A 26,286-nucleotide genomic window follows, 5' to 3' on the forward strand; every position below is an offset into this window, starting at 1 on the left:
GAACAGCAATCACTTTAAATGCTGTAGCAGGCTAGAATAAGCGTGCGGAATAGCTGTAGTCAGCTTGATGGCTATAATTAGCCTACTAGGTTGCCATGAGGGCATTACGCCGTTAGCAACTGATAAGCGCCAAGATGGATACAGAACCGGAGCGAATCCAAAATATAAAATCGAAATTTAACGATCTTTTGAAAATAAATAATAAAAAATGAAATGGGGATATGAAAAATGAACTTAAACTTTATTGTACCGGATATCAATATGACTTTTGGGGACATGAAATTCATGGGACTTAACAAAGAAAGATATGTTTATGATCGGGAAAACAATAAGCGTACTGACGTACTGGAATCTAGGGTTTATAACATTGCTAGTGCGGTCCAAGGTGGTCAAATTGAGGTAACTATTCCTGAGTATGCTGGGGCAAAAGAAATTCCTCCTTTTGCAGATATTGAGTTGAAAAACCCGAAAATTAGCGCTATAGCAACTAGTCAAAGGGATTCAACCTTTGCCAATGTGATGTGGAAACTTGAAGCTGATGATATTGTTGTAAAAGGCGGTTCTTCTGTGAAACCTGCGGCGGCTACTAGTGGCAATGATAAAAAGTAAAATGCTCTCTTTAAGCCATATTTCGGGTGATGTGTATGAATGATTTCTTACAGAAAAGGATCTGGAAGTATAGAGGAAAACGAATTCGTCCATATATGAGGAATAACTTAATTTTAGCAGGCGCAATGATATTTGTGCCTGTTTTTTTGTTATCAATGTTTATCTTTTGGAGAGATCACCTTCTTCACTTTGATGTATTTCAATTGATTCATCACTTTAAATGGAATGTTTCTTTGATCGTTAAAAGCTTGATTTGTTCGTTGTCTATTGGTATTGGAAGTGTTTATGTTGCCTATATAGCTTTTAATGGACTATTTAAAAGGTTAAAGCACAGGCAAATGCTTGCAAGAATGATTTTGTCTAACAAGTTTTATGAAAAAGATAATGTGAAGGTTAAAAAGCTATTCTCAAATGATACAGGGACAAAGGAAAAAATCACGTATTTTCCTAGGATGTATTACCAAGTTAAAAACAATCACATTTATATCCGTATTGCTATGGATATGAGCCGTTTTCAGAATCGCTTCCTAGAGTTAGGAAAGGATTTGGAGAACGGTTTATTTTGTGACATGGTTGATAAAGAAATGGAAGAAGGTTTTATCTGCTTCAAGCTTCTTTACGATGTCAAAAAGAACAGTATTTCAATTGATGAAGCTGTTGCAAAAGATGGTGTTATGCAATTAATGAAGCATGTTTCATGGCAATTTGATAAGTTGCCGCACATGCTTATAGCTGGTGGTACTGGTGGCGGTAAAACTTATTATATATTAACTGTTATCAAAGCATGTACTGGCTATGGTGCAGAAATTAAAATATTAGATCCGAAACATGCAGATTTAGCAGACTTGGAAGAAGTGTTCCCAGGTAACGTTTATTCGAAGAAAATTGGCATCCTTAAGTGTTTAAGAGAATCAGTTGAAGGCATGATGAAGAGAATGGATGAGATGAAAAACATGCCGAATTATAAGACAGGTGAAAACTATGCTTATTACGGATTAAAACCTGTTTTCATTTTCTTTGATGAATATGTGGCTTTTATGGATTTACTCGACATGAAAGAGAGAAATCAAGCGCTGTCCCATATGAAACAATTAGTCATGCTTGGAAGGCAAGCTGGCTATTTTCTTGTTATGGCGGCACAACGTCCAGATGCAAAATATTTGGTTGATGGTATTCGTGATCAGTTCAATTTTCGTGTTACTGTAGGCAGAATGTCCGAGACAGGTTACGGAATGATGTTTGGAGACAGTGATAAAGCCTTTGGAAATAAAAAAGTGACTGGCCGAGGATATGCAGACATGGGAACCGGTACTGTATTTGAATTTTACAGTCCTCTTGTGCCACGTGGGTATGACTTTTTAGAAGAAATACGAAGGGCGAAGGAGGGAGCGCGGGGAGCGCAGGCGACGGCAGTCGCCAGCGGCAGCGTAAGCGAGCAAGCGACCGAACTGACGCCCGAGGAAGGAATGAGCGTAGCGAATGACTGAACTAAACCAACCCCCCCACGCTAACAGGGGGGTAGTAATCGTAAGAGAAAAAAATGAAACCGTTGAAAGCCCTTTGTTATCAATGGTTGACTATATTCGAGTCTCTTTTAAAACTCATGATGTTGACCGAATTATTGAAGAGGTTCTTCACCTTAGCAAAGACTTTATGACTGAGAAACAATCTGGTTTCTATGGCTACGTTGGCACGTACGAACTGGACTATATCAAAGTCTTTTATTCTGCGCCGGATGATAACAGAGGTGTTTTGATAGAAATGTCCGGTCAAGGTTGCCGTCAATTTGAATCCTTCTTGGAATGCCGGAAGAAAACATGGTACGACTTCTTTCAAGATTGCATGGCACAAGGCGGTTCATTTACTCGCTTTGATTTGGCGATTGATGATAAAAAGACGTACTTTTCTATACCGGAATTATTAAAGAAAGCCCAAAAGGGCGAATGTATTTCACGTTTTAGAAAATCCGATTTCAACGGCTCCTTTGATCTATCTGATGGCATTACAGGCGGAACGACAATATATTTTGGTTCTAAAAAGTCAGAAGCGTACCTTTGCTTTTACGAAAAAAACTATGAACAAGCAGAAAGGTATAACATTCCGTTAGAAGAACTGGGAGATTGGAATCGTTATGAATTGCGGCTTAAAAATGAACGTGCACAAGTGGCTATAGATGCTTTATTGAAAACAAAGGATTTAACCTTAATCGCTATGCAAATCATTAATAATTATGTAAGGTTCGTTGATGCTGATGAAAACATCACTAGAGAGCATTGGAAAACGAGCCTTTTTTGGTCTGAATTTATAGGTGATGTTGGAAAACTTCCTTTGTACGTCAAACCACAAAAAGACTTCTATCAAAAATCAAGAAACTGGCTTCGTAACTCTTGCGCTCCCACTATGAAAATGGTGCTGGAAGCTGATCAGCACTTAGGGAAAACTGATCTGTCAGATATGATCGCAGAAGCTGAACTGGCGGAAAAACATGAAAAAATGTTGAATGTGTTTATAGCTGATGTTGCTGACATGGTCGTTTAAAAACAAGCTGCTAAACCTTTATAAACACAGGTGATGCGATTAAATGTATGTGTCAACGGTACCGGAACGAAGTGAGGATAAGGAGTTGACATATTCAGCGCTACCAAAACCCTCTTGGCATTGAACAAACAACCGTTTGTTCCTGCCTACCGGCGAGGGAGTCCCCCGATGATTCGGGGGAATAGGGGGATAGATTAACAGCAATCCAACGGGCTTCCGTTGGTGGGTTTGGGTGAAACCCAAGAACTTAAATCGGAGGGATAAGATGTTTAACATTAATCTGTTGAATCAGGCCCGACTAGAGAGTGATTTGGAGTCTCTTGGCTGTTTGGATATTGCGGAGGAATTAATTGAAAAAATGATGGAAGATGTCTTTTACAGTGATGTTGCTCAAAGAGTCATAGTCCAAACTCTTGCGGTTATAGATAACGTGAATGCTAAACTTCAAGCCACATTCAACATACTGGAGGATGAAGATTTTGAGACAGATGAACGGAGCGTCGAATTTGAAGGAATAACCTACTATCACTGAGGGGTGAAAACATGGATTACAGGATTTTAAATGAGTCCTCCCTTATAAACACATTAGAAAGGCATCTTAATATACACTTGTTGGATGACGTACTCGAAAGATTAAGGGATGAAATTTCATCGGGATATGATCAAATGATCATTATTCATGTTAGAAAGGATAACGGCGGGGACATGGTTGCGAACTTGTATTTTCACTTTAGAGTCCTTGAAGAAAATGAAACGGAATCAGATGACGGGATAGTTCTTGTCGAATTTGTAATGTATGATCCTCATGTTATAAGAAAAGATTACGAAGAAAATCATCTTAAAAACGGAGGACGAATATAACGAGGTGATCAAGTGTCTGCGGTTGATAATCACTTCAAAAGACTGGGCTTTAATGTTGGTATTCCCTCTTTAGTTTTTGTAAGAAGTTTAAGTAGAGATTGCATGTTAGTTGTAGAAGGAGGAAGAGTAAAAGGATTTGCTGAATATCGTTACACATTTTACAAGACAAGATATTTGCCGGACGGTCGAATGACTAGCTTAAAAGTTTATATGGAGAATCAAAGCATAAAAAGGGTGTTACATCGTGTAGCATCCTTTTTATTATTCCTAGAAAAAACAAAGCAAATTATATAAGAAGGGAGTGGTAAAAAGGGGTATGTTATACTTATGATGGAAATGTAAATCAAGTTAGAGGGAGTTTTACTAATGTCTTGGTGGAAATGGATAAACATAGCTTGTATAGTAACGCTAGTCTTAATTATTGGTATTAAGTTATTAACCGAACAACAGATAAGTACACCTCTATTAGTATTTTCATCTATTGTTGTTCTAAGCAGTATATTAAGACTTATTGGGAAAAAGCCTTCTTTTGAAGCAAATTAAAAATCTATAATCATCAGTTCAAATGTGATGAACAAGTAAGGATGTTACAACATGTAGCATCCTTTTTATTATTCCTTGAAAAAACAAAACAGGTTTGAAGAAAGCGAGGTCTTTCATGAAACAGAGTGTTGAGGTCGTTGAAATTAAAGGTAAGCCAGTGGAAGTGATTGTGACGGAGTTAAACGAACCGAACTATGAAAAAATGGCGAGAGCCATTTTGAAAATGACAAGAAACATGAAAGTTAACCAGGAGGAAAGTGCTTAGAAATATATGAAAGGAGAGTGAATCGAATTGCTCCATAAAGAAATTGGCTCGGATAAAAAAGAAGAGTCTTTTTTTCGGTCTGCCTTTCAAAAACTGAAACGCATTGAAAGACCGGAAAAAGACAAACAAAAAGTACCTCGTGACAGGTCAAAGCTGATAGCCGTCACATTGTGGTCTTGTGTAGGGGGCTTGCTGTTTATCTTTATGCTTGCTGTGCTTCTGTCAATTAATACTCGCTCCCAACTTAATAACATGAAAGACGAAGCGAATAAGCCAACAAATGACGATAAACAAAAAATCTCGGTGACTGCTGCTGAAAACTTTCTGTCAGGGTTCATCAATGAATATGTGAATGTGAAAAACGATCAAGAGTCTATTGAAAAACGTATGGAGAGCCTTGAAAGCTACATGGTGAAACAGGAAGATAACCATTTTGAAGATGAAGAACGCTTCAATGTGGATGGTTTAAAAGGTGATCGAGAGTTAAAGGGTTACAGCTTATATAACGTGAAAGAAGGTGATAAAAACAGCCTTTTTCAATATAAGGTCACATATGAAAATCTATACCCTGTAGAAAAGGAAGTTGAAAAAGAAGTTAAAGACGGAAAGAAGAAAAAGAAGGTGAAAGAAAAGGTTAAAACAAACGAGAAATCTGAAAAACAAATGTTGCTGAATATTCCAGTCACAAATAAAGGTGATTCCTTTGCGGTGTCTGCTGTCCCTTACTTTACACAAATTTATGATCTGAAAGGCAATATTGCTTCTGAGAGTAAAGAAGAGACTAGAGACGAATATGCAGGCGAGAAAAAAGAATCTATCGAATCTTTCCTTCATACTTTCTTTGAGAAATACGCTTCTGAAAAGAAAGAAGAAATGGTTTATATGATGAAAAAGCCGGAAGCATTGGAAGGAAACTTGTTATTTGGGGAAGTTCAGTCAATGAAAATCTTCGAGACGAAAAAAGGTTTCGAGGTTTTTTGTGCTGTTCGATTTAAGGAAAAAGAAAATGATATTCCGGTAAATGAAAAATTCAGTTTAGAGATTACGGAAAACAGCGGTCAATATTACGTGAAAAAACTTAATCATCAATAGGAGGTTTAAATATGGATTTTATGAATTTCTTTATTCTTGGCGCAGACCTTCCAACACTTGGAGGGGTAAAAGGTTGGGCATCAGATGTTGTTATCCAATTCATTACGATCGTGGTCATGTTCATAGCCGCAAAGAATCTTATGAAATTAAAAATGGGCGGCATTATCTTTGTTTGCTGTATTGGTAGTGCGGTTACATGGATTATTAAGCACTGGCCAGAATTCTCCGGCTGGATCAATGCGCTAATGGAAAAACTGTAAGGGGGCATCTGAATGGGGCGTCTGGTGTTCAACTACCGGAAGGCAATGAGAGAGCCGAAAAAGATTCAGCAATTAACCGAAAATTATTCGTTACCCTTTGCAGTTGAGTTAATACCGGCTATTAACTATTTCATTTTTGTTGGTCTCTGCTTTGGATTTTGGTACGGCGTGAGGATGATTTTTCCTCACGCTTTTGATAACAGTTTCGTCATCGTGATTTTTGGAATACCGATTTTTTTAACAATGCTTGTTACGAAAATAAAGCCGGAAGGCAAAAACATCTATTTATACTTCATTGATTTTGCAAAGTATTACTTCTTTATCAAGCTTCCACAAAAGAAGTTTTGCAATGACCGAAAGGTTGATTTAAGTAATGAAAAACAAATTGAGTTTCGAAAACTTTTGAAGGTGGTGGATTATTCGAATGAGACTAAAAACGCCTATGAAGGCAATACACAAGAATTTGCTGTTAACAAGAACGGGCGACGTGTGGGCGTACTACCGAATAAAAAGCAATTCGATCCCTATGCAAAATAAAGAAAAAGTTGAATCGTATAAAAAGAAGTGGCAGCATCTTTTCGAAGAAATTACATCTTATGAGGATTTTCACTTGATGATGTATCCAAGTGAGTATGAATTAGAAAAACGATTTAAGGATTTAGAAACAGATATTTCGGCAGATGCAATGGATGTGGCACGTTACTACAATGAAGAAACGGTAAGACTGTTAGAACAGCGATTAGGAAGGCTGACAAAGTATGACTTCATATTAGGTGTAAAACTGAAAAGCAGTCTTGTAAATATTAGTGTCGAACTTAAAGACAATATACTATCTTTTTTCAATACAGCGACTGATACAGTCGTGAAAATGCTCGGGTGGGAACAAAATGTTTCCACCTCTTTTTTTGAAAAATATGAGGAAGTCGAAGAAACACTAGCGAATATCATGGCTTCTGTTCGCGGAGAACGGCTTTCAGAAACAGAAATGACATACATTAACCGTTATCACTTTGTACGTGGGTTAAAGCACCAAACGAATGAAGAAAGTGAGATAAAGGATGTTCGCTCTATTACAAACACGATCATAGACCCCACTGACCCATCAGTTTTACATCTGCATAGTGACCAAGATGAAGGCTATTCAGCTTTTGTCGTGATTGACGAATTTCTTCACAATATGTCGGAAAGTGATTTGTTTTATGAAGCGCAGTCTCTTCCCTTCCCTGTTGAAGTTCAGATGAAAATTCAAACGGAATCAAAGTCCATTACCAAGCCTGCCCTCAACCTCAAAAGACAGCAATTGAAAGAAGAACAAAAAGAACAACAAAGCACAGGCGATCGAAGTGATGTTTCCACTGTCACAAGTGCCACAATGATAAGGCATTTACAAGATGAAATAAAGAAAGAAGATGTGCATGTGATGAACTGGCTGTCGGTGATAGTCGTTCATGGAAAGACAAAAAAAGAGTGTGTGGGAAAAGCAACGATTGTCAAAAGGCATTTAAAAGGCGCTGGCATTACTTGTCGGCTTCCAGTGGCTGATCAACTGAACCTTTTTTATAAAATGCTTCCTGGTGAAAAGTTAGACATAACTGATAAGAACTGGATTCAAAAAACAACGCAAGACGGTGTGGCAGAAAGTCTGTTTGCTGTTAACTCTGATATTGGTTCGAAAATCGGATTCTTTCTCGGTTGGGTTGATCGTTTCCAAGAGCACACCGACTTAGAAAGTGCCATTATGTCCAGCCGTGATTTTGTCTTATTCCATCCTTTCTTAGCGAATCAGCAGTTAAAAGGTTCAAAGACACGTTCTCCTCACTGCTTAATCACAGGAGACACAGGAAACGGCAAGTCATATCTAGCGAAATTGATCTTTAACTATATCAGCATGTTAAACATCAAATCTCTGTATATAGACCCTAAAAAGGAAATGAGAAAGTGGATTCAAAGAGTCTTGAATGATGAGTACATTAGAGAGAACTTTCCCTTATATATTGCACATTTAGAGAAATACAGCTATATCACGCTAGATCATGAAAGCACGCACAACTGGGGGGCGCTTGACCCTATCTCCTTCCTCCCTCCTATGAAAGCAAAAGAGCTAGTTCAAGTCATTTTTGAACAAGTATATGACTTTAAAGGGAAGGACGACATAAACACAGCTTTCCTTCGTGCTACGTCAGAAGTGATTGATGCGAAACAAAAAGGTGAACAGGTCGGCTCACTTGATATTATTCGGAAGATGCAGAGTCATCCCGAAGAAGCTGTACAAAAAGCTGGTGACTATTTAAATGAGGTCGTGTCAGATTCCATTTTGAAACTTTGTATTCATGATGGTTCAAATCCTGCATTGTCACTAGAAAAGCGAATCACCATTTTAGAAGTTGAAAATATGGATTTGCCGGATCATGCTGAGCGACTCGAAAATTACACGATATCACAATTAAAATCTAGTGCCGTCATGTTTGCACTAGGTAAGTTTTGCGAACTATTCGGCATGAATCAAGATGAACAGACTGTTGAATTTATAGATGAAGCTTGGATATTTACCACGTCACAACAAGGAAAAAAAGTAGAAAGACAAATGCGCCGGATTGGTCGCTCATATAACAATGCGGAATACTTCATTTCCCAATCCACAAAAGATGCTTTAAAAGAAGAGGATTCTGGAAACTTCGGTGTTGCCTTTGCCTTTGATGAGCCGAATGAGCGTGAAGAAGTGTTGAAATGGATGAACATGGAGGTCACAAAAGAAAACAAAAAAATGATGGAATCCATGTTTCAAGGTCAATGCTTATTTAAAGATTACTATGGCCGTACCTCCAAAATTTCAATTGAATGTCTATTCGAAGAATGGCAAGGCGCTTTAAAAACAGTCGAGAAAAAAGCTGTCGCATATGCAGAAGAAAAATATTTGTAAAAGGGGTTGAATCGTACATGGAAATAGCTTTCTTAAACTCTCTTGTTGTCACAAGTCCTGGCTTTTATAAAGCTGAAAAAATCACATTGGATGAAGTGAAACAATGGCTGAATCATTATGACGGGCGATACAAAAGTTTTATCGGACATAAATCAACGGCACAGTTTCTGCAAAAATTATTAGGCATCAAGATTGAACAAAACCGAAAGACTTTTAGGCATATGAAATATCAAAAAGCAATCTGTTTCTCTCTGTATGAACGATATCCCGAAAACGTGCTGCTAACACAAAGAGACTTAGAGAAAGCCAGATACCAATTTTATTTATTAACTCGATTAGATTAGGAGGTGGCTGTAATGAAAAAGAAAAGGATACTGATTGTGTCGGCTATCGTGTTGTTGTTTCTAACTGTTGCTTCAGCTGTCACTGTTATTTCGGCTGATGGAGACACAACGACACAGCCAAAAGTCGAAAAAGCTGGCGGCGTGGAATTGAAGGTAAAAAGGTTTCCTATCTCACGCTATCAAGCGAATAATGAAGCATCTGACGATTTAATCAAGGGGGCGTTTGTTGGACTGACAAACGTCACTTTTTCTTTTGCAGGAAACATTGTCCGTGTGGTTGATGCGGGAATGGATATTTTGTATAACTTGCAACCAATTGACGAGTTCGCAAATTCTATTACAAACGTCTCTAAAACAGTTTATAAGACACTGAAAAAGAATTTCGGTGAAGCTTTATTTATTTTCACGTGCGCCTATGTTGTCTACCTATTCTGTGTGAGAGGTAGCGTAAAAGAAGCAATGCGGCGGAGTATTCTATTTATTTGTGTCATGGTGATCGGTGGGCTTTGGATGTCGAACGCTGGTTATTACATGAAAGCGTTGAATGCCTTGTCCGTAGAAGCGCAAGGAAAGCTTTTAACTGCGGGAAATGGATTGGTTGGCATTGTTCAAGATGAAGGCAATTTTGCAGACAGTTCAGCGATTGAAAAAGGAAAAGAAATGGAAGGCACAATTGCGGTTATGCGTAATCTTTACTTTGACATTGCTTTGATGAAGCCTTTTTTAATTGTGAATTTTGATGAAACAAGCGAAAAGAAAATCAATGAGAAAGATACAGATAAAGGCGGACTTAATCGTATAGATAAACTGCTTTCTTATAAGCTTTCAGAGGATGGAGAAAAAGATAAAAAAGATTATATAAAAGAGACTGAAATTGATGATTATAAAAATGAATCTATGACTTCTGGAAATGTGTTTAATCAGCTGGGAGAGTCTTTTATCGCTGTGGTCGCTTCTATTGTCATTGGGATACCATTTTTAGCATTAGCGTTCTTTAATTTCTTGCTTCAAATTATCGCTTTAGTGATTGTATTCTTTGTGCCATTTGCTTTCATCTTAGCGTATGTTCCCCAATTAGCTTATTCGGGATTTGTTACGCTTGGACGCTTGGGGAGTGTTTACCTACTGAAAGCAATGTTAGGGGTTATCGTTCTGTTTGTGTACGTGACTTGTTTTATCGTTGACAAATTAATACCGCCAAATGGTTTTGGAATGTATCTTTTAAATGTTGCTGTCCTTGCCTCAATTTTGTGGATTGGTTTTCACAAGAGGGATGCCATTATCAAGTTTGTGACTGCTGGAAAAGTTGTTTCAGTTGATAATAATATGATGGAAAACATGAGACAAAACATTGTTCAGCCTGCTTGGGAACAAGCAAAGAAAATAGGTGGAGTATGGGGTAACGGAGGCGGCGTATTTACTGACTTTACAAAGAATTTTGGGGGAAGAAAAGACGGTTCGAATGCTGATGGCGTAACTGGTCCTCCAAGTGGTGGCGGTAATTCACCGAGTGGGGCTGCTATGGGATATGATAATACTCATGCTATTTCAAGAACCCCGCAAAAAGAAACAGCTAACGGAATAGCTAATCATAACAGTCGAAGCTTAAAACGCAATCCTCAAACTCTATCGAAAGAACAAGAAAAGCAAAAACAAAAAGAAGCCTTTGCAAATGCAAAAGAAAATAAACAGCAATCCCATTTAGACAGATTGAGAAAAGACGGGATAAACTCTCCTATGCTGAAAGATGCTTTGAATGAAGGAAATGAGGATTTATCCAAACGAGCACCTATCTTGCAGGATAAAAAAGATGAATCAGCACGAACAGATCAAAAAGAATATGTGGAACAGCTTCTTAAACAGCCCAATAACCAGCAACAAACTGACGATGCATCATTACAGCATGAAGAAGAATCTACTTCTAATCGTGCGCCTGTCTTACAAGAGAATGAAAAAGATACAGAACGTACTGATCAGAAAGCGTATGTTTATGACGAACAAAATCAGAATCTTGAAACAGATCAGCAACAAGATTTTGAAGTCCAGAAAGATGATTCTGTTTCCAATAGTGAGCCTGTAGCACAAGAGAAAACAGCAGAAATCAAACGATCAGATCAAAAAGTCATGATGAATCAACCTGAAACGCAGCTCGGTTTTGAAAGTCCTCAATCTACAAAAGTAGAAAATCAACCTATTGCCAATAACGAACGTAAAATCAGACCATCTGAACCCGCAAAAGTTCATTCAGATGGTATTCGTGTTGATGAAAAACAGGCTGTTGCTCCTGCTGAAAATAAGACTGTATCAAGAGAAAAACAGCCTTCATCACAAACAATTAAACGGACTGAACAAAGCGTTAATTCATTTGACCAAGTGTCTTTGAATGAAATTGCAAGACGCTCTTCATCAAAAGTAGAAGATCGACTGAGAAGGGATGAAAGAACAAGATGATAAGTAAAAAGGTAGTTCTTCCTTTGGTATTCTCGGCTCCTTTTATCTTCTTTTTTGTTTTATGTATCGTAGTGGTTATGACGATTTCAAGAGAAAATCAAGTCGGGGACGATTTTATAGGCGGCGGGGATGGCGAATATGAAACAGGTGGAATTGCGCCGGAAGTGGAACGATTTAGAGCAGTATTTGAGAAATATGCCCGTCAAGAAGGCGTTTTTGACCAAGTGAATATTATTATGGCGCTCACCATGCAAGAAAGTGGTGGGCGTTCTTTAGATATCATGCAAAGTTCCGAAAGTATCGGCTTACCTCCCAACTCCATAACTGACCCAGAACGTTCGATTGAAGTCGGCATTAAACATTTTAAGAAGGTTTTTAAACAGGCTGGCGGTGATGTTCGTTTAACCCTACAGGCATACAACTTTGGTTCTGGATTTATAGACTATGTCAAAAAGAATGGCGGGAAATACACAAAGAAATTAGCACTTGATTTCAGCCGATTGCAAGCTTTTAAAATGGGCTGGAAAAGCTACGGTGACCCAAGTTATGTTGACCATGTCATGAGGTATGTGAAAGGCTCTGATAAAAATGTGAAGCCTGTGAATGGCTCTATGGATTTCTATGAAACGGTCATGAAAGAAGCTTTGAAATATGAAGGGCAACCGTATGCCTGGGGAGGTTCAAACCCGAAAACTGGATTTGATTGTTCTGGCCTTGTTCAGTGGTCTTTTGCGAAAGCTGGAATTACTCTTCCTAGAACAGCTCAGGAACAGCATGCGGCAACAAAGAAAATAAGTGAAAAAGAAGCGACTGCGGGTGACTTAGTGTTCTTTGGCGGCACATACGAAGGAAAAGCCATTACTCACGTCGGCATCTATGTAGGCAATGGCAGAATGTTTAATTCAAATGACAGTGGAATCGAATATTCTGATCTGAAATCAGGTTACTGGAGAGATCACCTTGTATCTTTTGGACGCATTAAATAACTAGGAGTGAAAACATGAAAACACATATTGCATGGGCTTCAGCTTGTTTATTATTGATATTGCTGACTGGATTTTTTACGAATGGACAGCAAACGTATAAGATTGAAAAGTTAAAAGATAAAAATGAAGTTTTGAGCGAAAAAATTAAGGAATTGAACCATATAGAATCAACAAGTAGCGCTTCGGAAAATAAGGCATTTTTTGAAGCGTTTTTTAATTACTCCGACATAGATAAACGATATGAAACAGTTAAGAAGCACACAACTGGAAAAGGGTTTGATTATGCATTCCCTTCTCGCTCTGATCAAAAGCACACAGTCAGCGTGCAAAGTGAATTACTTTCACTAGAGAGTTATTCAAAGCCGTTAGATGAGTCTCATGAATTGTTTTTAAACATTGTTGAAGTCGCCACAACTGCAAATTCAGTCACTACGAATCAAGTGTTAATTGTACAAACGACTATGAAGAAAGAAAAGGATGGTTGGTTAGTCGATAATGTGCAGGTTAAGGGAAATGGATAAAAGGTGGAAAAGATCAATTTGTTTGTTTATACTAAATATTGAAAAAGGAGGTAATGTTTATTTTGAAAAACATTTTTATTTTCCTTAGTTTGATGATGATGTTTGTTTTAACTGCATGTGGTGGAAGCAAGTATGATGATGCGATTGATGATGTAATTAGCCAATATAAAGAGCATAAAGGAAATGACACAGAGATAAATATTAAAAGAGAGAATGCGATTGTTAGAGTCTATGAAGGGGGCAAATATATTCAGTTTGCATTTTATATGCCGGATAACTCTTCACGTGAATTAACAACATTTAAGTATTATGAAAAATTAGGAGATAAATATGAAAAGATGACTGATATGCCGGGGAATGGAGAAAATGATCGACTTGGCTTATCAAGGAAAACACCAGATTATGAAGAAGCAAAAGGTAAAGAAACTAAGTTAGAGGAGTAAACCATGTGTTTACTCCTCTTTTTTTGTGTTTATGAAAGGGTTGCCGTGATGTTGGCGTCAAGTCGCAAAAGTATTGGTGTAACCGCAAAAAAACCGCAAAGGAGTAGATATAATGTACCTTTTTACAATTCATCTTTGTAAAATAAAGGGTGTTCTGACATAATACAATTAATGTAAATATTCGAACAATTTATGTAAGGATGGGGGAATTTTCTTGCGGGGTGTTTTCTTAGATAAAGATAAAATTCCGTACGACATAGTCACAAAAAAGTTAAATGATTGGTATACATTAATAAAAGATGATCAAGTTGAGCATGCAGAGATTATAAAAATAGAAGTAGAGAAAGAATTGCTAAACATGGAAGAAAACCAAGATGCCTTGTTATATTATCAGTTATTAGATTTTAGGCACGAGATAATGCTGAGTTATATGAAATCTAAGGAAATAGAAGATCTCAATAATGCTTATGAGACTATAAAAGAAATTGAGAAACAAGGGCAATTAACTGGCATGTTGGAATATTATTTTTACTTTTTTAAGGGTATGTATGAGTTTAGGCGAAAAGAATTAACTTCAGCGATAAGTGCCTATCGAATAGCTGAATCAAAGTTATCGGAAGTTGAGGATGAAATAGAAAAAGCAGAGTTTTTTTTCAAAGTGTCCTATGTATATTATTATATGAAACAAACATATTTCTCCATGAATTATGCAAATCGTGCACTCAAAATATTTAGAGAGTATGAAGAGTATGCGGTACAAACTGTGCGTTGTCAATTTATTGTTGCAGGTAACCTGATCGATTCTTTAGAATACGAAAGAGCCTTGGAACAATTTCTAAATTCTTTGGAAATTGCCAAGGAAAGTAACATAGAGCATTTAATTGCAATGTCACACATGAATATTGGGATTTGTTATGATGAATTGAAAGAATATAAAAAGGCTTCACAACATTTAATTTTAGCGTTAGAAATTTTTGAAAAATCAAAACATAGTTTCCTAACAAAGACTTTATTCACTCTAACCTATGTAGAAGCAAAACAACAAAATTATGATGTTGCTTTGATATACTTTAGGAAAGGGCGATTTATTGCCGATAAAAGTGATGATAAGGAATACTCAGCGAAATTCAAAATATTAGAGGGATTATTTTTTTCTGATGGTGAGACTCAATTAATAAAGAATGCATTTTCATATCTGGCTTCGAGAAAAATGTTTGCTGATGTTGAAAATTTTTCGATTGAAGTCGCTGATTATTTTCATGAACAAGGAAATTTAATGCTCTCTAATGAATATTATCGTATGAGTATTGAAGCAAGACGAAAAATTAAAAAAGGGGAGATTATTGATGAAAATCAGCCGGATTCTATTGGCAGCAGTGATTTTAGGTAGTGTATTTTCAATGACTTATTTGCAAAGTGATCATAATACTGAGATCAAAGTGGCTGCAGATAGGGTAGGGGCATAGAGGTTGCTAAATTAATTAGAAAAAAGCTTAATCTTTTTGATTAAGCTTTTTTATAAAAAAAGATAAGAAAAGAAGGAAAACGAAATGGAATACTCTTTATTAGAAAATGGCATAGATTCATTAAAGAAAGCTAAAATTAACATAGTAGAATTTGAGAAGTATCATAAGGGAAGCAGTTATCACTTTTTAAAAGATGCAATTATATTTCTTAATCATGGAATAGAAATTTTATTGAAATACATATTGTCAAAGCAAAATGAATCGTTAATATTTACTGATATAAATTTATATATGGAAGCAAAAGAAAAGCTAAAGAATGAAAGTAAGGGTAAGAAAAACCCGTTTGAATTTAATAACAAGCGAAACGTTTTTGATGTTGATTTAGGTAACGGCAATAAAAAGAAACAATTGTTTACAATTAATTTGAACGAAGCAATTAAAAGAATTAAGTTTTTACTTGATATAGATATATCAGAAGATGTTGAGACGGCAATAACCCTTATTAATGACTATCGAAATCATATAACACATCATTCAATCATTTTAGATGAACCCAGTGTTAATGAGTTAGTTGAGAAGATAAAATTTTTATATAGTCATATACTTGATTTTTTCCAAGAACATATCACAGAAAGAAACGTAATGAAGGAAGTGGATGCGGAGAGATACCTGTATACAAAGCAAGAATGGGAACAATATCAAAGAGAATTGGAAGATTTTCATTATGAGAGGGCAATGAGTCGTATATCGCTAGATGCTGATGAAATGTAGTGTTAATTGGTCTCAGTAAGGTGCCCAATTTGTGCTCATAATTCATGATAAATGATGAAAATAGGTGTAAATAAAATATATAGATGCTTAGAATAAAGGCTTTTGTAACCCATGATATGTTTTTACTAGGTTGAGGGATTGAGGGGCTATCTAAAGAAGAAAACATACCAAATAATACTGGTATGTTTTTTTATGTTTTTAGTCTTATAATATTGACTTTTGTGTAACACAAAAGATTATACTGAAAAATGATTTTTAACAGAAAAGGGTGGAATCATATGAGTTTATGGTTTACTGAAAAACAAACAGATTCTTTTGGTATAACAGCTAAAGTGAAAAGAACTCTGCATTCAGAAAAAACGGAGTTTCAACAGCTTGATATATTTGAAACAGAAGAATTCGGAAATATGCTCACACTTGATGGAATGGTGATGACTACAGAAAAAGATGAATTTGTATATCACGAAATGATGGTACATGTTCCGTTATTTACTCATCCAAATCCAAGAAAAATCCTTGTAGTCGGAGGAGGGGATGGTGGTGTCATTCGTGAAATATTGAAACACCCATCAGTTACTAGTGTAGTTCAAGTAGAAATAGACAGTAAAGTAGTTGAGTACTCTAAAAAATATCTTTCAGGGTTTGCTGAGAATATAGCTGATACGCGTTTTGATTTGCGAATTGAAGATGGTTATATGCATATTCTTGAAAGTGAAAATGAATATGATGTAATTCTAGTCGATTCAACTGAACCGGTTGGACCAGCTGCTAATTTATTCACGAAAGGTTTTTATGCCGGTATATCAAAAGCATTGAAAGATGATGGCATATTAGTTGCTCAATCTGATAATCCATGGTTTAAAGGTGATCTCATTCAAACGGTTATCAAAGATGTAAAAGAGATTTTCCCTATTACTAAATTATACACTTGTAATATACCCACTTATCCAAGTGGTTTATGGACTTTTACTATGGGCTCAAAAAAGCATGATCCTTTAAATATTGATAAAGATAGATTTTATGACACTGGAAGCAAATATTATACAAAGGAAATTCATAACGCAGCGTTTGTTTTGCCTAAGTTTGTAAGTGATTTATGTAATGATTAAATCTAAAAACACTTAAACAGTGATTAAAAAAGGCATACTGTAACAAGTATGCCTTTTTTAAATGAAAATTTTAGACTAAGAAAGCAGTTTTAACCCAATAGCCGCACATAAAATCATTGAGATGAAGAGGATTCTCCGCCATTCTTTAGGTTCACCGTATATAAACATCCCGACTAATGCGGCTCCAACTGTCCCGATGCCAGTCCAGATAGCGTAAGCGGTACCCATAGGGATACTAGTCATAGCTTGTGAAAGGAAGAAGAAGCTTAATGTGAATGCTACAATGAGGACACATATGGATTTAATATCTTTCCGGATGACAAAGCGATTAATCCCGGAAACTCCAATAACTTCACATAAGCCGGCTAATATTAAAAGCAACCAAGCCATTATTCATGTCCTCCTTCCGGCTCTGTTGAGTCTTTAGTTATGAGTTTCAATCCAATTACTCCTGCCAGAAGCAATAAGATTAATAATATTTTTATGAGTTGAAAAGGTTCTCCAAATAAGAGCATTTCAGCTGTAACAGTACCAGCCGTACCTATTCCAGTAAATACTGCATATACAGTGCCTACTGGTAATTTATTTGAGGCAATAATTAATAGCCAGAAACTTAAAACGATTGCTACAATCGTTAATATCCATTCAATCAAATTTGTTGAATGTTTTAACCCAGACACCCAGCCGATCTCCAAAATTCCGGCAACTAATACATAGAACCAATTGCGATTCATAACGATCCTCCTTAGATATTTAATTAAAGATTTACTTAAGATCAAGTTATATCAAGATAACTGTTATTAACATAACCCTTTGTGTAACAAAAAAGTCAAGAAAGTCTGAACATATCATGATGAACAATAAAAGAAGGTGAAAAGACATTGTTAAAAGAGCTTTTATCAATTAGTGAGATGGCTAAATTAAGAAGAATAACTGCTGAAACGTTAAGACATTATGATCGTGTTGGGCTATTTAAACCTGCATATATTGACCCGAATACGGGTTATCGTTTTTATTCGATTTATCAATATGAGGTTCTTGGGACAATAAAAGAATTGCGTCAAATTGGTATGACTCTTGAAGAGATCAAAATTTTTTTAACAGAAAGAAATACGGAAAAATCAATCAGAATCCTAAAAGAAAAACATAAAGCATTGCAAAGAAATATAAAAGAATTAATCGATCTAGAAAAAAGTATAAATGAAAAGATAGAAAATTTTCACAGGGTATCTGAGGAAGGGGTGTTCCCGGGGATAAAAATCTATTCCTTAGAAGAACGGTTTTTCATTACGAAAAACACGAAAATATCAAATGATTTAGAACTAAGTTATGGGGTTATTGAAATTGAGAATCTGATGCTGGAGAAAGCACCACTTGTCGCAAGTAATCGTTTAGGGGTTTTAATTGAAGAGGAGGATCTTCTTCAAAATGATTATTCAGCGCCGACAACTTTAATTGCTAGAACCAATCATATAAAAGATATCCCTGAGGAATATGTGATTCGTATACCAAAGGGGGAATTTGTGTGTTTAAGACACTACGGAGAAATATGGGATAGAACGGATAGTTTAACCCAATTGATAGCCTTCATCAAAGAACAGGATTACAAACTTGCTGGGAATGCACTTCAAATGGTTCAAGTGGATATTTCAATAACAGATGAGCCGAATGAAGCTATGTTTGAAATTCAAATTCCTGTAGTGAAACATAAAAAACGTTAGTTAAAGTTGTATGGTTGACATTTGGGTCGCACAAGAGTTTATGCTATCAGCATATTAGCAAAGGAGGGATTTATATAATGGAAAAGAAACAATTTTTAGCGTACTCAGGCCTTCCGACTTTTTGGAGAACTCCACAAACAAGAGATGTAACAAACGTAGATATAGCGGTTATGGGGGTCCCTTTTGATGTAGGTGTTTCAAATCGTCCAGGCGCTCGATTTGGACCAAGATCTATTCGTCAGATGTCATTGCATGCGGGGAATTTTCTTTATCCTTATAAGTATGATGTCAAAGAAAAGTTGAACATTATTGATTACGGCGATGTTGGAGCAAATATCGGTGAAAATTCTACAAAATTAATGATTGACGAAACTTATTCTCATGCTTCTAAGATATTAAAGTCAGGAGCGAAATTACTAACATTAGGCGGAGATCATACTATCCCTTATGGTTTGGTTCGAGCTGCCTATGAGAAGCATGGTAAGATTGCGCTTCTTCATTTTGATAGTCATCAAGATTCTCTGTCTGGAAATGATGGTGAAATATTTCATGGTACATTTGCAAATGATATAGCGGAAATTGGTTATGTTGATGCTTTGAAATCAGTACAAGTGTTTATTAGGACCAATATGCCGAATGATCAAAATTATAATATCATATACGCAAATGAAGCCTTGGAAATGTCTACAGAAGAGTTAGCACAAAAAATTAAGAGCATTATTGGAAATATGCCTGTCTATATAACGTTTGATATAGATTCACTTGACCCAAGTGTTGCACCCGGTACAGGGACACCTGTTGTTGGTGGACCGGATACTTACAATATAAGACGGTTACTGCAGGAATTAGCTGGGTTAAATGTCGTTGCGGCTGATCTTGTGGAAGTCTCTCCAATGTATGATGCTGGCGAGGTCACATCATTAGCAGCTGCGACAATTGCCACTGATTTGATATATTTACTAGCGCAAAATATTAAAAGATAAATAGAATTAAAACATCTTAAGGCTGTTTTTCGATTTCTGGTCAGGAGCAAGTATAATAAGATGTTTAAAAAGTTTACTCTTAAAAGCTCATCGTGGGAAGTGCATAACAACCAATTATTCAGCGGTTTAATTATCCTAAAAACAGTGCCCAATTTGTGCCCAGAATTCATAAAAAATGATGAAAATAGGTGTAAACAAAATAAACAGATGCTTTGGTTAAAAGCTTTTGTAACCCATGATAGGTTTTTACTAGGTTGAGGGCCTAGTGGGTGAATAACCCGTGGAGGTTCAAGTCCTCTCGGCCGCATCAATGATACCAAGGGTTGTAGACCCCTGGTATTTTTTTATGCTCTCTTTTAATTTTAAGGTTTACTCCTTTTTACTCCACTTGTTAGATAATTCATCCAGCTATCAGCAGTTTCTTTTTGTTTATTAGGAAAGAGATGACCATAAACCTCGATTGTTGTTTTGATGGAAGCATGTCCTAGTCGTTCTTATATTGTGATGTAATCTTCCCTTTGATGAATTAACAATGCGACATGTGAATGTCTCAGATCATGAAGGCGGATCGGTTCTACCTCTCCTCGCGCACAAATTGTTTTGATTTTTCGGCTAAAAATGTCTTTATTGGCTGGACTCTCTTTGTATTGAAAAATAAAAGTGTTATCTGATGATGATACTTGAAGTTTTTCTAATATGTCTTTTTGTTTCTCTTTCCACTCCAGTAACATTTCAAGTAATTTTGTATTAACACTGATCCTTCTATTAGAATTTTTGGTCTCTGGTGGAGTGATTTTATATTCACCTTTAATAAATGATAGTGACTTATACACATTTATTTCTTTTCTTACGCTATCAATATCATTCCAAGTCAAAGCGAGCAGTTCTCCACATCTCATTCCCGTGAAATAAGCAACAGAGTCGGGCCTGATTCAACAGATTAATGTTAAACATCTTATCCCTCCGATTTAAGTTCTTGGGTTTCACCCAAACCCACCAACGGAAGCCCGTTGGATTGCTGTTTAATCTAATTTTGCACACGCAAAAAAGAACAGCAGAATTAACACTCATACTGTTCTTAAACGTTTTTTTCGATTGGTAATATTATGACAAATGACCATAAAACAAGGATCCTTAACTTTATTCATGTTTTAAATCTTTATTGAAGATAAGCATCCGTTAGCTGATTAGTAACTACTCCAATTTCATTTTTAAACCATCATGCGTAGATTTAAAACCTAATCGTTTATAAAAACGTAATGCGTCGACTCTGTGCTTATCTGTTGTAAGTTGAATTAAGTGACAACCACGTTTCTTTGCACGTTGAATTGCCCATTTTATAAGTTCAGTTCCAACCCCCTTACCACGCACGGATGAGGCTGTTCTAACTCCTTCAATAGTAGCTCTCCATCCACCTTGGTGTGTAATATACGGAGTAAATGTAATTTGAAGTACACCGATCACTTCATCGTCTTGAAAAGCTACTACCAACTCATTATTAGGGTCAGACGTGATAGCTCGAAATGCTTTTGTATAACTTTCCGGAAGTGGTTGTTCATAACGCTCACGAAGCCTTCCCAATTCATCATCAGCAAGCATTTCTACAATTCTATCTAAATCTTGTTCAGTAGCTATTCTAAACTTAGTTTCTTGTTCCAATAAATTCCCCCCTTAATGAACGCTGAATCATTTTAACTAAATACTACCTCATTAAATCCCATACGTTAACATTTGTTTTCCAATGGTATTACATAAGTAATTCTTATAAATTTCCTCTCCAAACATAAAATCATTGTTAAAATATTACATACAAAATGTGAAATAATTACTTAAAACTTTTGGGTTTCACCCAAACCCACCAACGGAAGCCCGTTGGATTGCTAATATTCTATCCCCCTATTCCCCCGAATCATCGGGGGACTCTCTCGCCGGTAGGCAGGAACAAACGGTTGTTTGTTCAATGCCAAGAGGGTTTTGGTGGCGCTGAATATGTCAACTCCTTATCCTCACTTCGTTCCGGTACCGTATGACACATACGTTTAATCGCATCACTTATGTTTATAAAGGTTTAGCAGCTTGTTTTTAAACGACCATATCAGCAACATCAGCTATAAACACATTCAACATTTTTTCATGTTTTTCCGCCAGTTCAGCTTCTGCGATCATATCTGACAGCAAAGTCGAGGCATTTGGATAGGAGTTGACAGTCATGCCAATTAAAAAGCTGAAGAACGGTTCATACAAAGTAGATATAAGCGTCGGTGTAGATCCAGTTACAGGAAGGCGCAGAAGAAAAATAAGAATGGCAAAAACAAAAAAAGAGGCAGAAGAATTGTACATTGCACTCAAACATAAATACAATTCTGGCTTACACTTAAGTTTTAACTAGGTGAAAGATATATACTTGGAGAATTGCACACTTCACAACAAACCTAACTATTATCAGATTCAGTTATACACAATTGATAAACATATTACTCCTCACTTTATAAATAGTAATATCAAGAAGCTTACTCATACAGAAATAAGACTTTTTCAGAAACAATTGATTGATACAGGATTATCTAACAAAACTGTTAACAACATAATGATCATATTAAAAAAGTTATTTGATACCGCAATTAATGAAAAAATTATTAATGCAAATCCATGCGATGGAGTACCTAATCTTTCAATACTAAAAAACAAATGAAATTTTGGACACCTGAGCAATTTAAAACATTTATAAAATTAATAGATAAAAGTGAAGAGCAGCTTTTTAAAGTATTCTACACTGAGAAGGGATGAAAGAACAAAATGATAAGTAAAAAGGTAGTTCTTCCTGTGGTGTTCTCGGCTCCTTTTATCTTCTATTTTGTTTTATGTATCGTAGTGGTTATGACGATATCAAGAGAAAATCAAGTCGGAGACGATTTCATAGGCGGCGGGGATGGCGAATATGAGACGGTTGGCATTGCGCCGGAAGTCGAACGATTTAGGGCTGTATTTGAGAAGTACGCCCGTCAGGAAGGTGTTTTTGATCAAGTGAATATTATTATGGCGCTCACCATGCAAGAAAGTGGTGGGCGTTCTTTAGATATCATGCAAAGTTCCGAAAGTATCGGCTTACCTCCCAACTCCATAACTGACCCAGAACGTTCGATTGAAGTCGGCATTAAACATTTTAAGAAGGTTTTTAAACAGGCTGGCGGTGATGTTCGTTTAACCTTACAGGCATACAACTTTGGTTCCGGATTTATAGACTATGTCAAAAAGAATGGCGGGAAATACACAAAGAAATTGGCACTTGATTTCAGCCGATTACAAGCTTTTAAAATGGGCTGGAAAAGCTACGGTGCCCCAAGTTATGTTGACCATGTCATGTTGACCATGTCATGAGGTATGTGAAAGGCTCTGATAAAAATGTTAAGCCTGTGAATGGTTCTATGGATTTCTATGAAACGGTTATGAAAGAAGCTTTGAAATATGAAGGGCAGCCGTATGCCTGGGGAGGTTCAAACCCGAAAACTGGATTTGATTGTTCGGGCCTTGTTCAGTGGTCTTTTGCGAAAGCTGGAATCACTCTTCCTAGAACAGCACAAGAACAACATGGGGCAACAAAAAAAATAAGTGAAAAAGAAGCGACTGCGGGTGACTTAGTGTTCTTTGGCGGCACATATGAAGGAAAAGCCATTACTCACGTCGGCATCTATGTAGGAAATGGAAGAATGTTTAATTCAAATGACAGTGGAATCGAATATTCTGATCTGAAATCAGGTTACTGGAGAGAGCACCTTGTATCTTTTGGACGCATTAAATAATTAGGAGTGAAAACATGAAAACACATATTGCATGGGTTTTGGCTTGTTTATTATTAGTCATGTTAACTGGATTTTTCACGAATGGACAGCAAACGTATAAGATTGAAAAGTTAAAGGATAAGAATGAAGTTTTGACAGAAAAAATTAAGGAATTGAACCATATAGAATCAACAAGCAGCGCTTCGGAAAACAAGGCATTTTTTGAAGCGTTTTTTAATTACTCGGACATAGATAAGCGATATGAGACAGTTAAGAAGCATACAACTGGAAAAGGATTTGACTATGCATTCTCTTCTCGTTCTGATCAAAAGCACACAGTCAGCGTGCAAAGTGAATTACTATCACTAGAGAGTTATTATCCGTTAGATGAGTCTCATGAATTGTTTTTAAACATTGTGGAAGTCGCCACAACTGCAAATTCAGTCACTACGAATCAAGTGTTAATTGTACAAACGACTATGAAGAAAGAAAAGGATGGTTGGTTAGTCGATAATGTGCAGGTTAAGGGAAATGGATAAAAGGTGGAAAAGATCAATTTGTTTGTTTATACTAAATATTAAAAAAAAGAGGTAATGTTTATTTTGAAAAACCTTTTTATTTTCCTTAGTTTGATGATGATGTTTGTTTTAACTGCATGTGGTGGAAGCAAGTATGATGATGCGATTGATGATGTAATTAGCCAATATAAAGAGCATAAAGGAAATGACACAGAGATAAATATTAAAAGAGAGAATGCGATTGTTAGAGTCTATGAAGGGGGCAAATATATTCAGTTTGCATTTTATATGCCGGATAACTCTTCACGTGAATTAACAACATTTAAGTATTATGAAAAATTAGGAGATAAATATGAAAAGATGACTGATATGCCGGGGAATGGAGAAAATGATCGACTTGGCTTATCAAGGAAAACACCAGATTATGAAGAAGCAAAAGGTAAAGAAACTAAGTTAGAGGAGTAGGCTATGTGTTTACTCCTCTTTTTTGTGTTTATGAAAGGGTTGCCGTGATGTGGCGTCAAGTCGCAAAAGTATTGGTATAACCTCAAAAAAACCGCAAAGGAGTAGATATAATGTATCTTTTTGCAACTTCATCTTTGTAAAGTAAAGGGTGTTCGTACATAATACAATTAATGTAAATATTCAAATAATTTATGTAAGGATGGGAATTTTCTTGCGGGGTGTTTTCTTAGATAAAGATAAAATTCCGTACGGCATAGTCAAGAAAAAGTAAATGAATGGTATACATCAATAAATAATGTTCAAGAAGCAAGCAGAGATTATAGTTTCCTAACAAAGACTTTATTCACTTTAACTTACGTTGAAGCAAAACAACCAAATTATGATGTTGCTTTGACATAACTTTAGGAAAGGCCGATTTATTGCCGATAAAAGTGATGATAAGGAATACTCAGCGAAATTCAAAATATTAGAGGGATTATTTTTTTCTCATGGAGAGACTCAATTAATAGAGAATGCATTTTCATATTTGGCTTCGAGGAAGATGTTTGCTGATGTTGAAAATTTTTCGATTGAAGTCGCTGATTATTATCATAAACAAGGAAATTTAATGCTCTCTAATGAATATTATCGCATGAGTATTGAAGCAAGACGAAAAATTAAAAAAAGGGGAGATTATTGATTTGAAAATCAGCCTGGTTCTATTGGCAGCAGTCATTTTAAGTAGTTTTTTTCAATAACTTATTTGCAAAGTAATCTTAGTACAGAAGTCAAAGTGGCTGCAGATAGGGTAGGCGCATGAGGGTACTAAAAAGGCTTAATCTTTATTAAAAGGTTAAGCTTTTTTGGACTATAAATGTAATCGGTGCCCAATTAGTTGCCCTGAATTCATGAAAAGGGATAAAATAGGTGTAAATAAAGTTACTATTTTAAAATTAGAATCAATTCATTATCGTAAAAGCAATAATAACTACTCGGCGAAGAAAGGATAATCAGTCAAATGAAAACATTAGTTATCGTTATACACCCTAATTTGGAAACGTCTGTTGTCAACAAAACCTGGATGAATCGTTTAAAGCAAGAGAATGACATTACGGTTCATGACCTGTACGGTGAATACCCTAATTTTATCATTGATGTAGAAAAAGAGCAGCAGCTCCTGTTAGATCATGAGCGTATCGTTTTTCAGTTCCCAATGTATTGGTATAGCAGTCCCGCGTTACTCAAACAATGGGAAGATGATGTGTTAACACATGGCTGGGCTTATGGAACTGGAGGGACTAAATTGCATGGAAAAGAACTACTCTTAGCTATCTCCTTAGGCGCACAGGAATCTGATTATCAAGCAGGCGGAGAATATAATATCACGATCAGCGAGCTTATCAGACCGTTTCAAGTCACTGCTAACTATATAGGAATGCGTTTTCTTCCTGCGTTTACACAATATGGGACACTTCACCTTTCAAAAGAAGATGTTAAGAACAGTGCGGAGAAATTGGTTGACTATCTTAAAGCTGAGCATTGAACCGATATTCGCGAAGGAAGCTGAAACAAATTATGTGTTGTGAAAATAAGGGTTTGCGATAGATTTTAATCAAACGTTATTTCCAAAGTTACATCGAATAATGAATGCAGGGGGGGCAT

The 26,286-nt window shown here is 36.2% G+C and carries 32 protein-coding genes and 5 pseudogenes; 32 read left to right on the forward strand and 5 right to left on the reverse strand.

What is annotated here, in order from left to right; genetic code table 11:
- The first annotated feature begins 64 nt into the window (after positions 1 to 64).
- From AC0OMA_RS02795 to speE, 22 genes are all read left to right on the forward strand, one after another.
- On the forward strand, positions 65 to 181 hold the full coding sequence (locus AC0OMA_RS02795) for a hypothetical protein (RefSeq protein ID WP_142394250.1): 117 nt from the start codon (positions 65 to 67) through the stop codon (positions 179 to 181).
- Between the two features lie 47 nt (positions 182 to 228).
- Positions 229 to 609: a helicase processivity factor HelP gene (gene helP, locus AC0OMA_RS02800; protein ID WP_119900046.1), complete on the forward strand. Its 381-nt coding sequence runs from the start codon at positions 229 to 231 to the stop codon at positions 607 to 609.
- A gap of 35 nt (positions 610 to 644) precedes the next feature.
- Complete coding sequence (locus AC0OMA_RS02805) at positions 645 to 2,096, forward strand: ATP-binding protein (RefSeq protein ID WP_474221871.1); 1,452 nt, start codon at positions 645 to 647, stop codon at positions 2,094 to 2,096.
- A complete protein-coding gene (nicK, locus tag AC0OMA_RS02810) occupies positions 2,089 to 3,147 on the forward strand; it encodes a DNA relaxase NicK (RefSeq protein ID WP_474221872.1) in 1,059 nt (352 codons plus the stop codon). The genes AC0OMA_RS02805 and nicK overlap by 8 nt, the downstream gene beginning before the upstream one ends.
- Positions 3,148 to 3,412: 265 nt before the next feature.
- Positions 3,413 to 3,679 carry a hypothetical protein gene (locus tag AC0OMA_RS02815; RefSeq protein ID WP_080624164.1) on the forward strand — a complete coding sequence of 89 codons (267 nt, stop codon included), beginning with the start codon at positions 3,413 to 3,415 and terminating at the stop codon, positions 3,677 to 3,679.
- Positions 3,680 to 3,690: 11 nt separating this feature from the next.
- A complete protein-coding gene (locus AC0OMA_RS02820; RefSeq protein ID WP_413599830.1) occupies positions 3,691 to 4,008 on the forward strand; it encodes a hypothetical protein in 318 nt (105 codons plus the stop codon).
- A 12-nt stretch (positions 4,009 to 4,020) separates the two neighbouring features.
- The gene (locus AC0OMA_RS02825) at positions 4,021 to 4,302 is read left to right on the forward strand and encodes a hypothetical protein (RefSeq protein WP_474221873.1); all 282 of its coding nucleotides are present in this window, start codon (positions 4,021 to 4,023) and stop codon (positions 4,300 to 4,302) included.
- A 72-nt stretch (positions 4,303 to 4,374) separates the two neighbouring features.
- Positions 4,375 to 4,551, forward strand: a complete 177-nt coding sequence (locus tag AC0OMA_RS02830) for a hypothetical protein (RefSeq protein ID WP_221776881.1) — start codon at positions 4,375 to 4,377, stop codon at positions 4,549 to 4,551.
- Between the two features lie 115 nt (positions 4,552 to 4,666).
- Positions 4,667 to 4,816: a hypothetical protein gene (locus tag AC0OMA_RS02835; RefSeq protein ID WP_003328171.1), complete on the forward strand. Its 150-nt coding sequence runs from the start codon at positions 4,667 to 4,669 to the stop codon at positions 4,814 to 4,816.
- Between the two features lie 27 nt (positions 4,817 to 4,843).
- Positions 4,844 to 5,908 carry a conjugal transfer protein gene (locus AC0OMA_RS02840; RefSeq protein WP_474221875.1) on the forward strand — a complete coding sequence of 355 codons (1,065 nt, stop codon included), beginning with the start codon at positions 4,844 to 4,846 and terminating at the stop codon, positions 5,906 to 5,908.
- 11 nt (positions 5,909 to 5,919) lie between these two features.
- Positions 5,920 to 6,168, forward strand: coding sequence for a transposon conjugation system subunit ConC (gene conC, locus AC0OMA_RS02845; protein WP_003240418.1), 249 nt, complete (start codon positions 5,920 to 5,922; stop codon positions 6,166 to 6,168).
- A gap of 12 nt (positions 6,169 to 6,180) precedes the next feature.
- On the forward strand, positions 6,181 to 6,705 hold the full coding sequence (locus AC0OMA_RS02850) for a conjugal transfer protein (RefSeq protein ID WP_413599832.1): 525 nt from the start codon (positions 6,181 to 6,183) through the stop codon (positions 6,703 to 6,705).
- The gene (gene conE / locus AC0OMA_RS02855; protein ID WP_474221876.1) at positions 6,593 to 9,088 is read left to right on the forward strand and encodes a VirB4-like ATPase ConE; all 2,496 of its coding nucleotides are present in this window, start codon (positions 6,593 to 6,595) and stop codon (positions 9,086 to 9,088) included. The genes AC0OMA_RS02850 and conE overlap by 113 nt, the downstream gene beginning before the upstream one ends.
- A gap of 17 nt (positions 9,089 to 9,105) precedes the next feature.
- Positions 9,106 to 9,432 (forward strand): YddF family protein, encoded by a 327-nt coding sequence (locus tag AC0OMA_RS02860; RefSeq protein WP_041904620.1) that lies wholly within the window; start codon positions 9,106 to 9,108, stop codon positions 9,430 to 9,432.
- 3 nt (positions 9,433 to 9,435) lie between these two features.
- Complete coding sequence (gene conG, locus AC0OMA_RS02865) at positions 9,436 to 11,883, forward strand: transposon conjugation system subunit ConG (protein ID WP_474221877.1); 2,448 nt, start codon at positions 9,436 to 9,438, stop codon at positions 11,881 to 11,883.
- The gene (locus AC0OMA_RS02870; RefSeq protein WP_474221878.1) at positions 11,880 to 12,869 is read left to right on the forward strand and encodes a bifunctional lytic transglycosylase/C40 family peptidase; all 990 of its coding nucleotides are present in this window, start codon (positions 11,880 to 11,882) and stop codon (positions 12,867 to 12,869) included. The genes conG and AC0OMA_RS02870 overlap by 4 nt, the downstream gene beginning before the upstream one ends.
- 14 nt (positions 12,870 to 12,883) lie before the next feature.
- Positions 12,884 to 13,390 (forward strand): hypothetical protein, encoded by a 507-nt coding sequence (locus tag AC0OMA_RS02875; protein ID WP_031600193.1) that lies wholly within the window; start codon positions 12,884 to 12,886, stop codon positions 13,388 to 13,390.
- 62 nt (positions 13,391 to 13,452) lie between these two features.
- A complete protein-coding gene (locus AC0OMA_RS02880; RefSeq protein WP_474222416.1) occupies positions 13,453 to 13,833 on the forward strand; it encodes a DUF4467 domain-containing protein in 381 nt (126 codons plus the stop codon).
- A 214-nt stretch (positions 13,834 to 14,047) separates the two neighbouring features.
- Positions 14,048 to 15,223, forward strand: a complete 1,176-nt coding sequence (gene rapI / locus AC0OMA_RS02885) for a response regulator aspartate phosphatase RapI (protein ID WP_474221879.1) — start codon at positions 14,048 to 14,050, stop codon at positions 15,221 to 15,223.
- On the forward strand, positions 15,180 to 15,299 hold the full coding sequence (gene phrI, locus AC0OMA_RS02890) for a phosphatase RapI inhibitor PhrI (protein WP_474221881.1): 120 nt from the start codon (positions 15,180 to 15,182) through the stop codon (positions 15,297 to 15,299). The genes rapI and phrI overlap by 44 nt, the downstream gene beginning before the upstream one ends.
- Positions 15,300 to 15,383: 84 nt before the next feature.
- Positions 15,384 to 16,070 (forward strand): hypothetical protein, encoded by a 687-nt coding sequence (locus AC0OMA_RS02895; protein ID WP_474221882.1) that lies wholly within the window; start codon positions 15,384 to 15,386, stop codon positions 16,068 to 16,070.
- A 278-nt stretch (positions 16,071 to 16,348) separates the two neighbouring features.
- Positions 16,349 to 17,179 (forward strand): polyamine aminopropyltransferase, encoded by an 831-nt coding sequence (gene speE / locus AC0OMA_RS02900; RefSeq protein WP_326229860.1) that lies wholly within the window; start codon positions 16,349 to 16,351, stop codon positions 17,177 to 17,179.
- A gap of 75 nt (positions 17,180 to 17,254) precedes the next feature.
- Here the strand turns inward: speE and AC0OMA_RS02905 are convergent, their stop codons facing one another.
- Both AC0OMA_RS02905 and AC0OMA_RS02910 read right to left on the reverse strand, forming a co-directional pair.
- On the reverse strand, positions 17,255 to 17,569 hold the full coding sequence (locus AC0OMA_RS02905) for a DMT family transporter (RefSeq protein ID WP_333513997.1): 315 nt from the start codon (positions 17,567 to 17,569) through the stop codon (positions 17,255 to 17,257).
- Positions 17,569 to 17,913 carry a DMT family transporter gene (locus tag AC0OMA_RS02910; RefSeq protein ID WP_333513996.1) on the reverse strand — a complete coding sequence of 115 codons (345 nt, stop codon included), beginning with the start codon at positions 17,911 to 17,913 and terminating at the stop codon, positions 17,569 to 17,571. Before AC0OMA_RS02910 ends, AC0OMA_RS02905 begins: the two co-directional genes overlap by 1 nt.
- A gap of 147 nt (positions 17,914 to 18,060) precedes the next feature.
- Here AC0OMA_RS02910 and AC0OMA_RS02915 point away from each other — a divergent pair, with 147 nt between their 5' ends.
- Together AC0OMA_RS02915 and speB are read left to right on the forward strand one after the other, a co-directional pair.
- Complete coding sequence (locus tag AC0OMA_RS02915) at positions 18,061 to 18,900, forward strand: MerR family transcriptional regulator (protein WP_474221883.1); 840 nt, start codon at positions 18,061 to 18,063, stop codon at positions 18,898 to 18,900.
- 77 nt (positions 18,901 to 18,977) lie between these two features.
- Positions 18,978 to 19,883 (forward strand): agmatinase, encoded by a 906-nt coding sequence (gene speB / locus AC0OMA_RS02920; protein WP_474221884.1) that lies wholly within the window; start codon positions 18,978 to 18,980, stop codon positions 19,881 to 19,883.
- A gap of 362 nt (positions 19,884 to 20,245) precedes the next feature.
- Here speB and AC0OMA_RS02925 read toward each other — a convergent pair.
- The 3 genes and pseudogenes from AC0OMA_RS02925 to AC0OMA_RS02935 form a co-directional block, all read right to left on the reverse strand.
- Positions 20,246 to 20,803 (reverse strand): annotated as a pseudogene (locus tag AC0OMA_RS02925) (site-specific integrase); the annotation flags it as partial.
- 274 nt (positions 20,804 to 21,077) lie between these two features.
- The gene (locus AC0OMA_RS02930) at positions 21,078 to 21,542 is read right to left on the reverse strand and encodes a GNAT family N-acetyltransferase (protein WP_181218300.1); all 465 of its coding nucleotides are present in this window, start codon (positions 21,540 to 21,542) and stop codon (positions 21,078 to 21,080) included.
- A gap of 423 nt (positions 21,543 to 21,965) precedes the next feature.
- A pseudogene (locus AC0OMA_RS02935) lies at positions 21,966 to 22,064 on the reverse strand (Replication initiation factor); the annotation flags it as partial.
- 28 nt (positions 22,065 to 22,092) lie between these two features.
- Between AC0OMA_RS02935 and AC0OMA_RS02940 the strand changes: the two are divergent.
- The 8 genes and pseudogenes from AC0OMA_RS02940 to AC0OMA_RS02975 all read left to right on the forward strand — a co-directional run bounded on the left by AC0OMA_RS02940 (position 22,093) and on the right by AC0OMA_RS02975 (position 26,167).
- Entirely contained in the window at positions 22,093 to 22,272 is a 180-nt protein-coding gene (locus tag AC0OMA_RS02940; RefSeq protein WP_252494307.1) for an Arm DNA-binding domain-containing protein, read from the forward strand.
- Positions 22,273 to 22,575, forward strand: coding sequence for a tyrosine-type recombinase/integrase (locus tag AC0OMA_RS02945; protein ID WP_322840240.1), 303 nt, complete (start codon positions 22,273 to 22,275; stop codon positions 22,573 to 22,575). It abuts the gene before it with no gap.
- Between the two features lie 104 nt (positions 22,576 to 22,679).
- Positions 22,680 to 23,683: pseudogene (locus tag AC0OMA_RS02950) on the forward strand (bifunctional lytic transglycosylase/C40 family peptidase).
- Between the two features lie 14 nt (positions 23,684 to 23,697).
- The gene (locus tag AC0OMA_RS02955; protein WP_474221885.1) at positions 23,698 to 24,201 is read left to right on the forward strand and encodes a hypothetical protein; all 504 of its coding nucleotides are present in this window, start codon (positions 23,698 to 23,700) and stop codon (positions 24,199 to 24,201) included.
- A 63-nt stretch (positions 24,202 to 24,264) separates the two neighbouring features.
- Positions 24,265 to 24,645: a DUF4467 domain-containing protein gene (locus tag AC0OMA_RS02960; RefSeq protein ID WP_121643697.1), complete on the forward strand. Its 381-nt coding sequence runs from the start codon at positions 24,265 to 24,267 to the stop codon at positions 24,643 to 24,645.
- Between the two features lie 318 nt (positions 24,646 to 24,963).
- Positions 24,964 to 25,369, forward strand: a pseudogene (locus AC0OMA_RS02965) (tetratricopeptide repeat protein); the annotation flags it as partial.
- Positions 25,332 to 25,444 (forward strand): annotated as a pseudogene (locus AC0OMA_RS02970) (phosphatase RapI inhibitor PhrI). The pseudogenes AC0OMA_RS02965 and AC0OMA_RS02970, both read left to right, overlap by 38 nt.
- 198 nt (positions 25,445 to 25,642) lie before the next feature.
- On the forward strand, positions 25,643 to 26,167 hold the full coding sequence (locus AC0OMA_RS02975; RefSeq protein WP_045206853.1) for an NAD(P)H-dependent oxidoreductase: 525 nt from the start codon (positions 25,643 to 25,645) through the stop codon (positions 26,165 to 26,167).
- The last annotated feature ends 119 nt before the right edge of the window (positions 26,168 to 26,286 follow it).

Source organism: Bacillus sp. AMCV2, assembly GCF_056033925.1.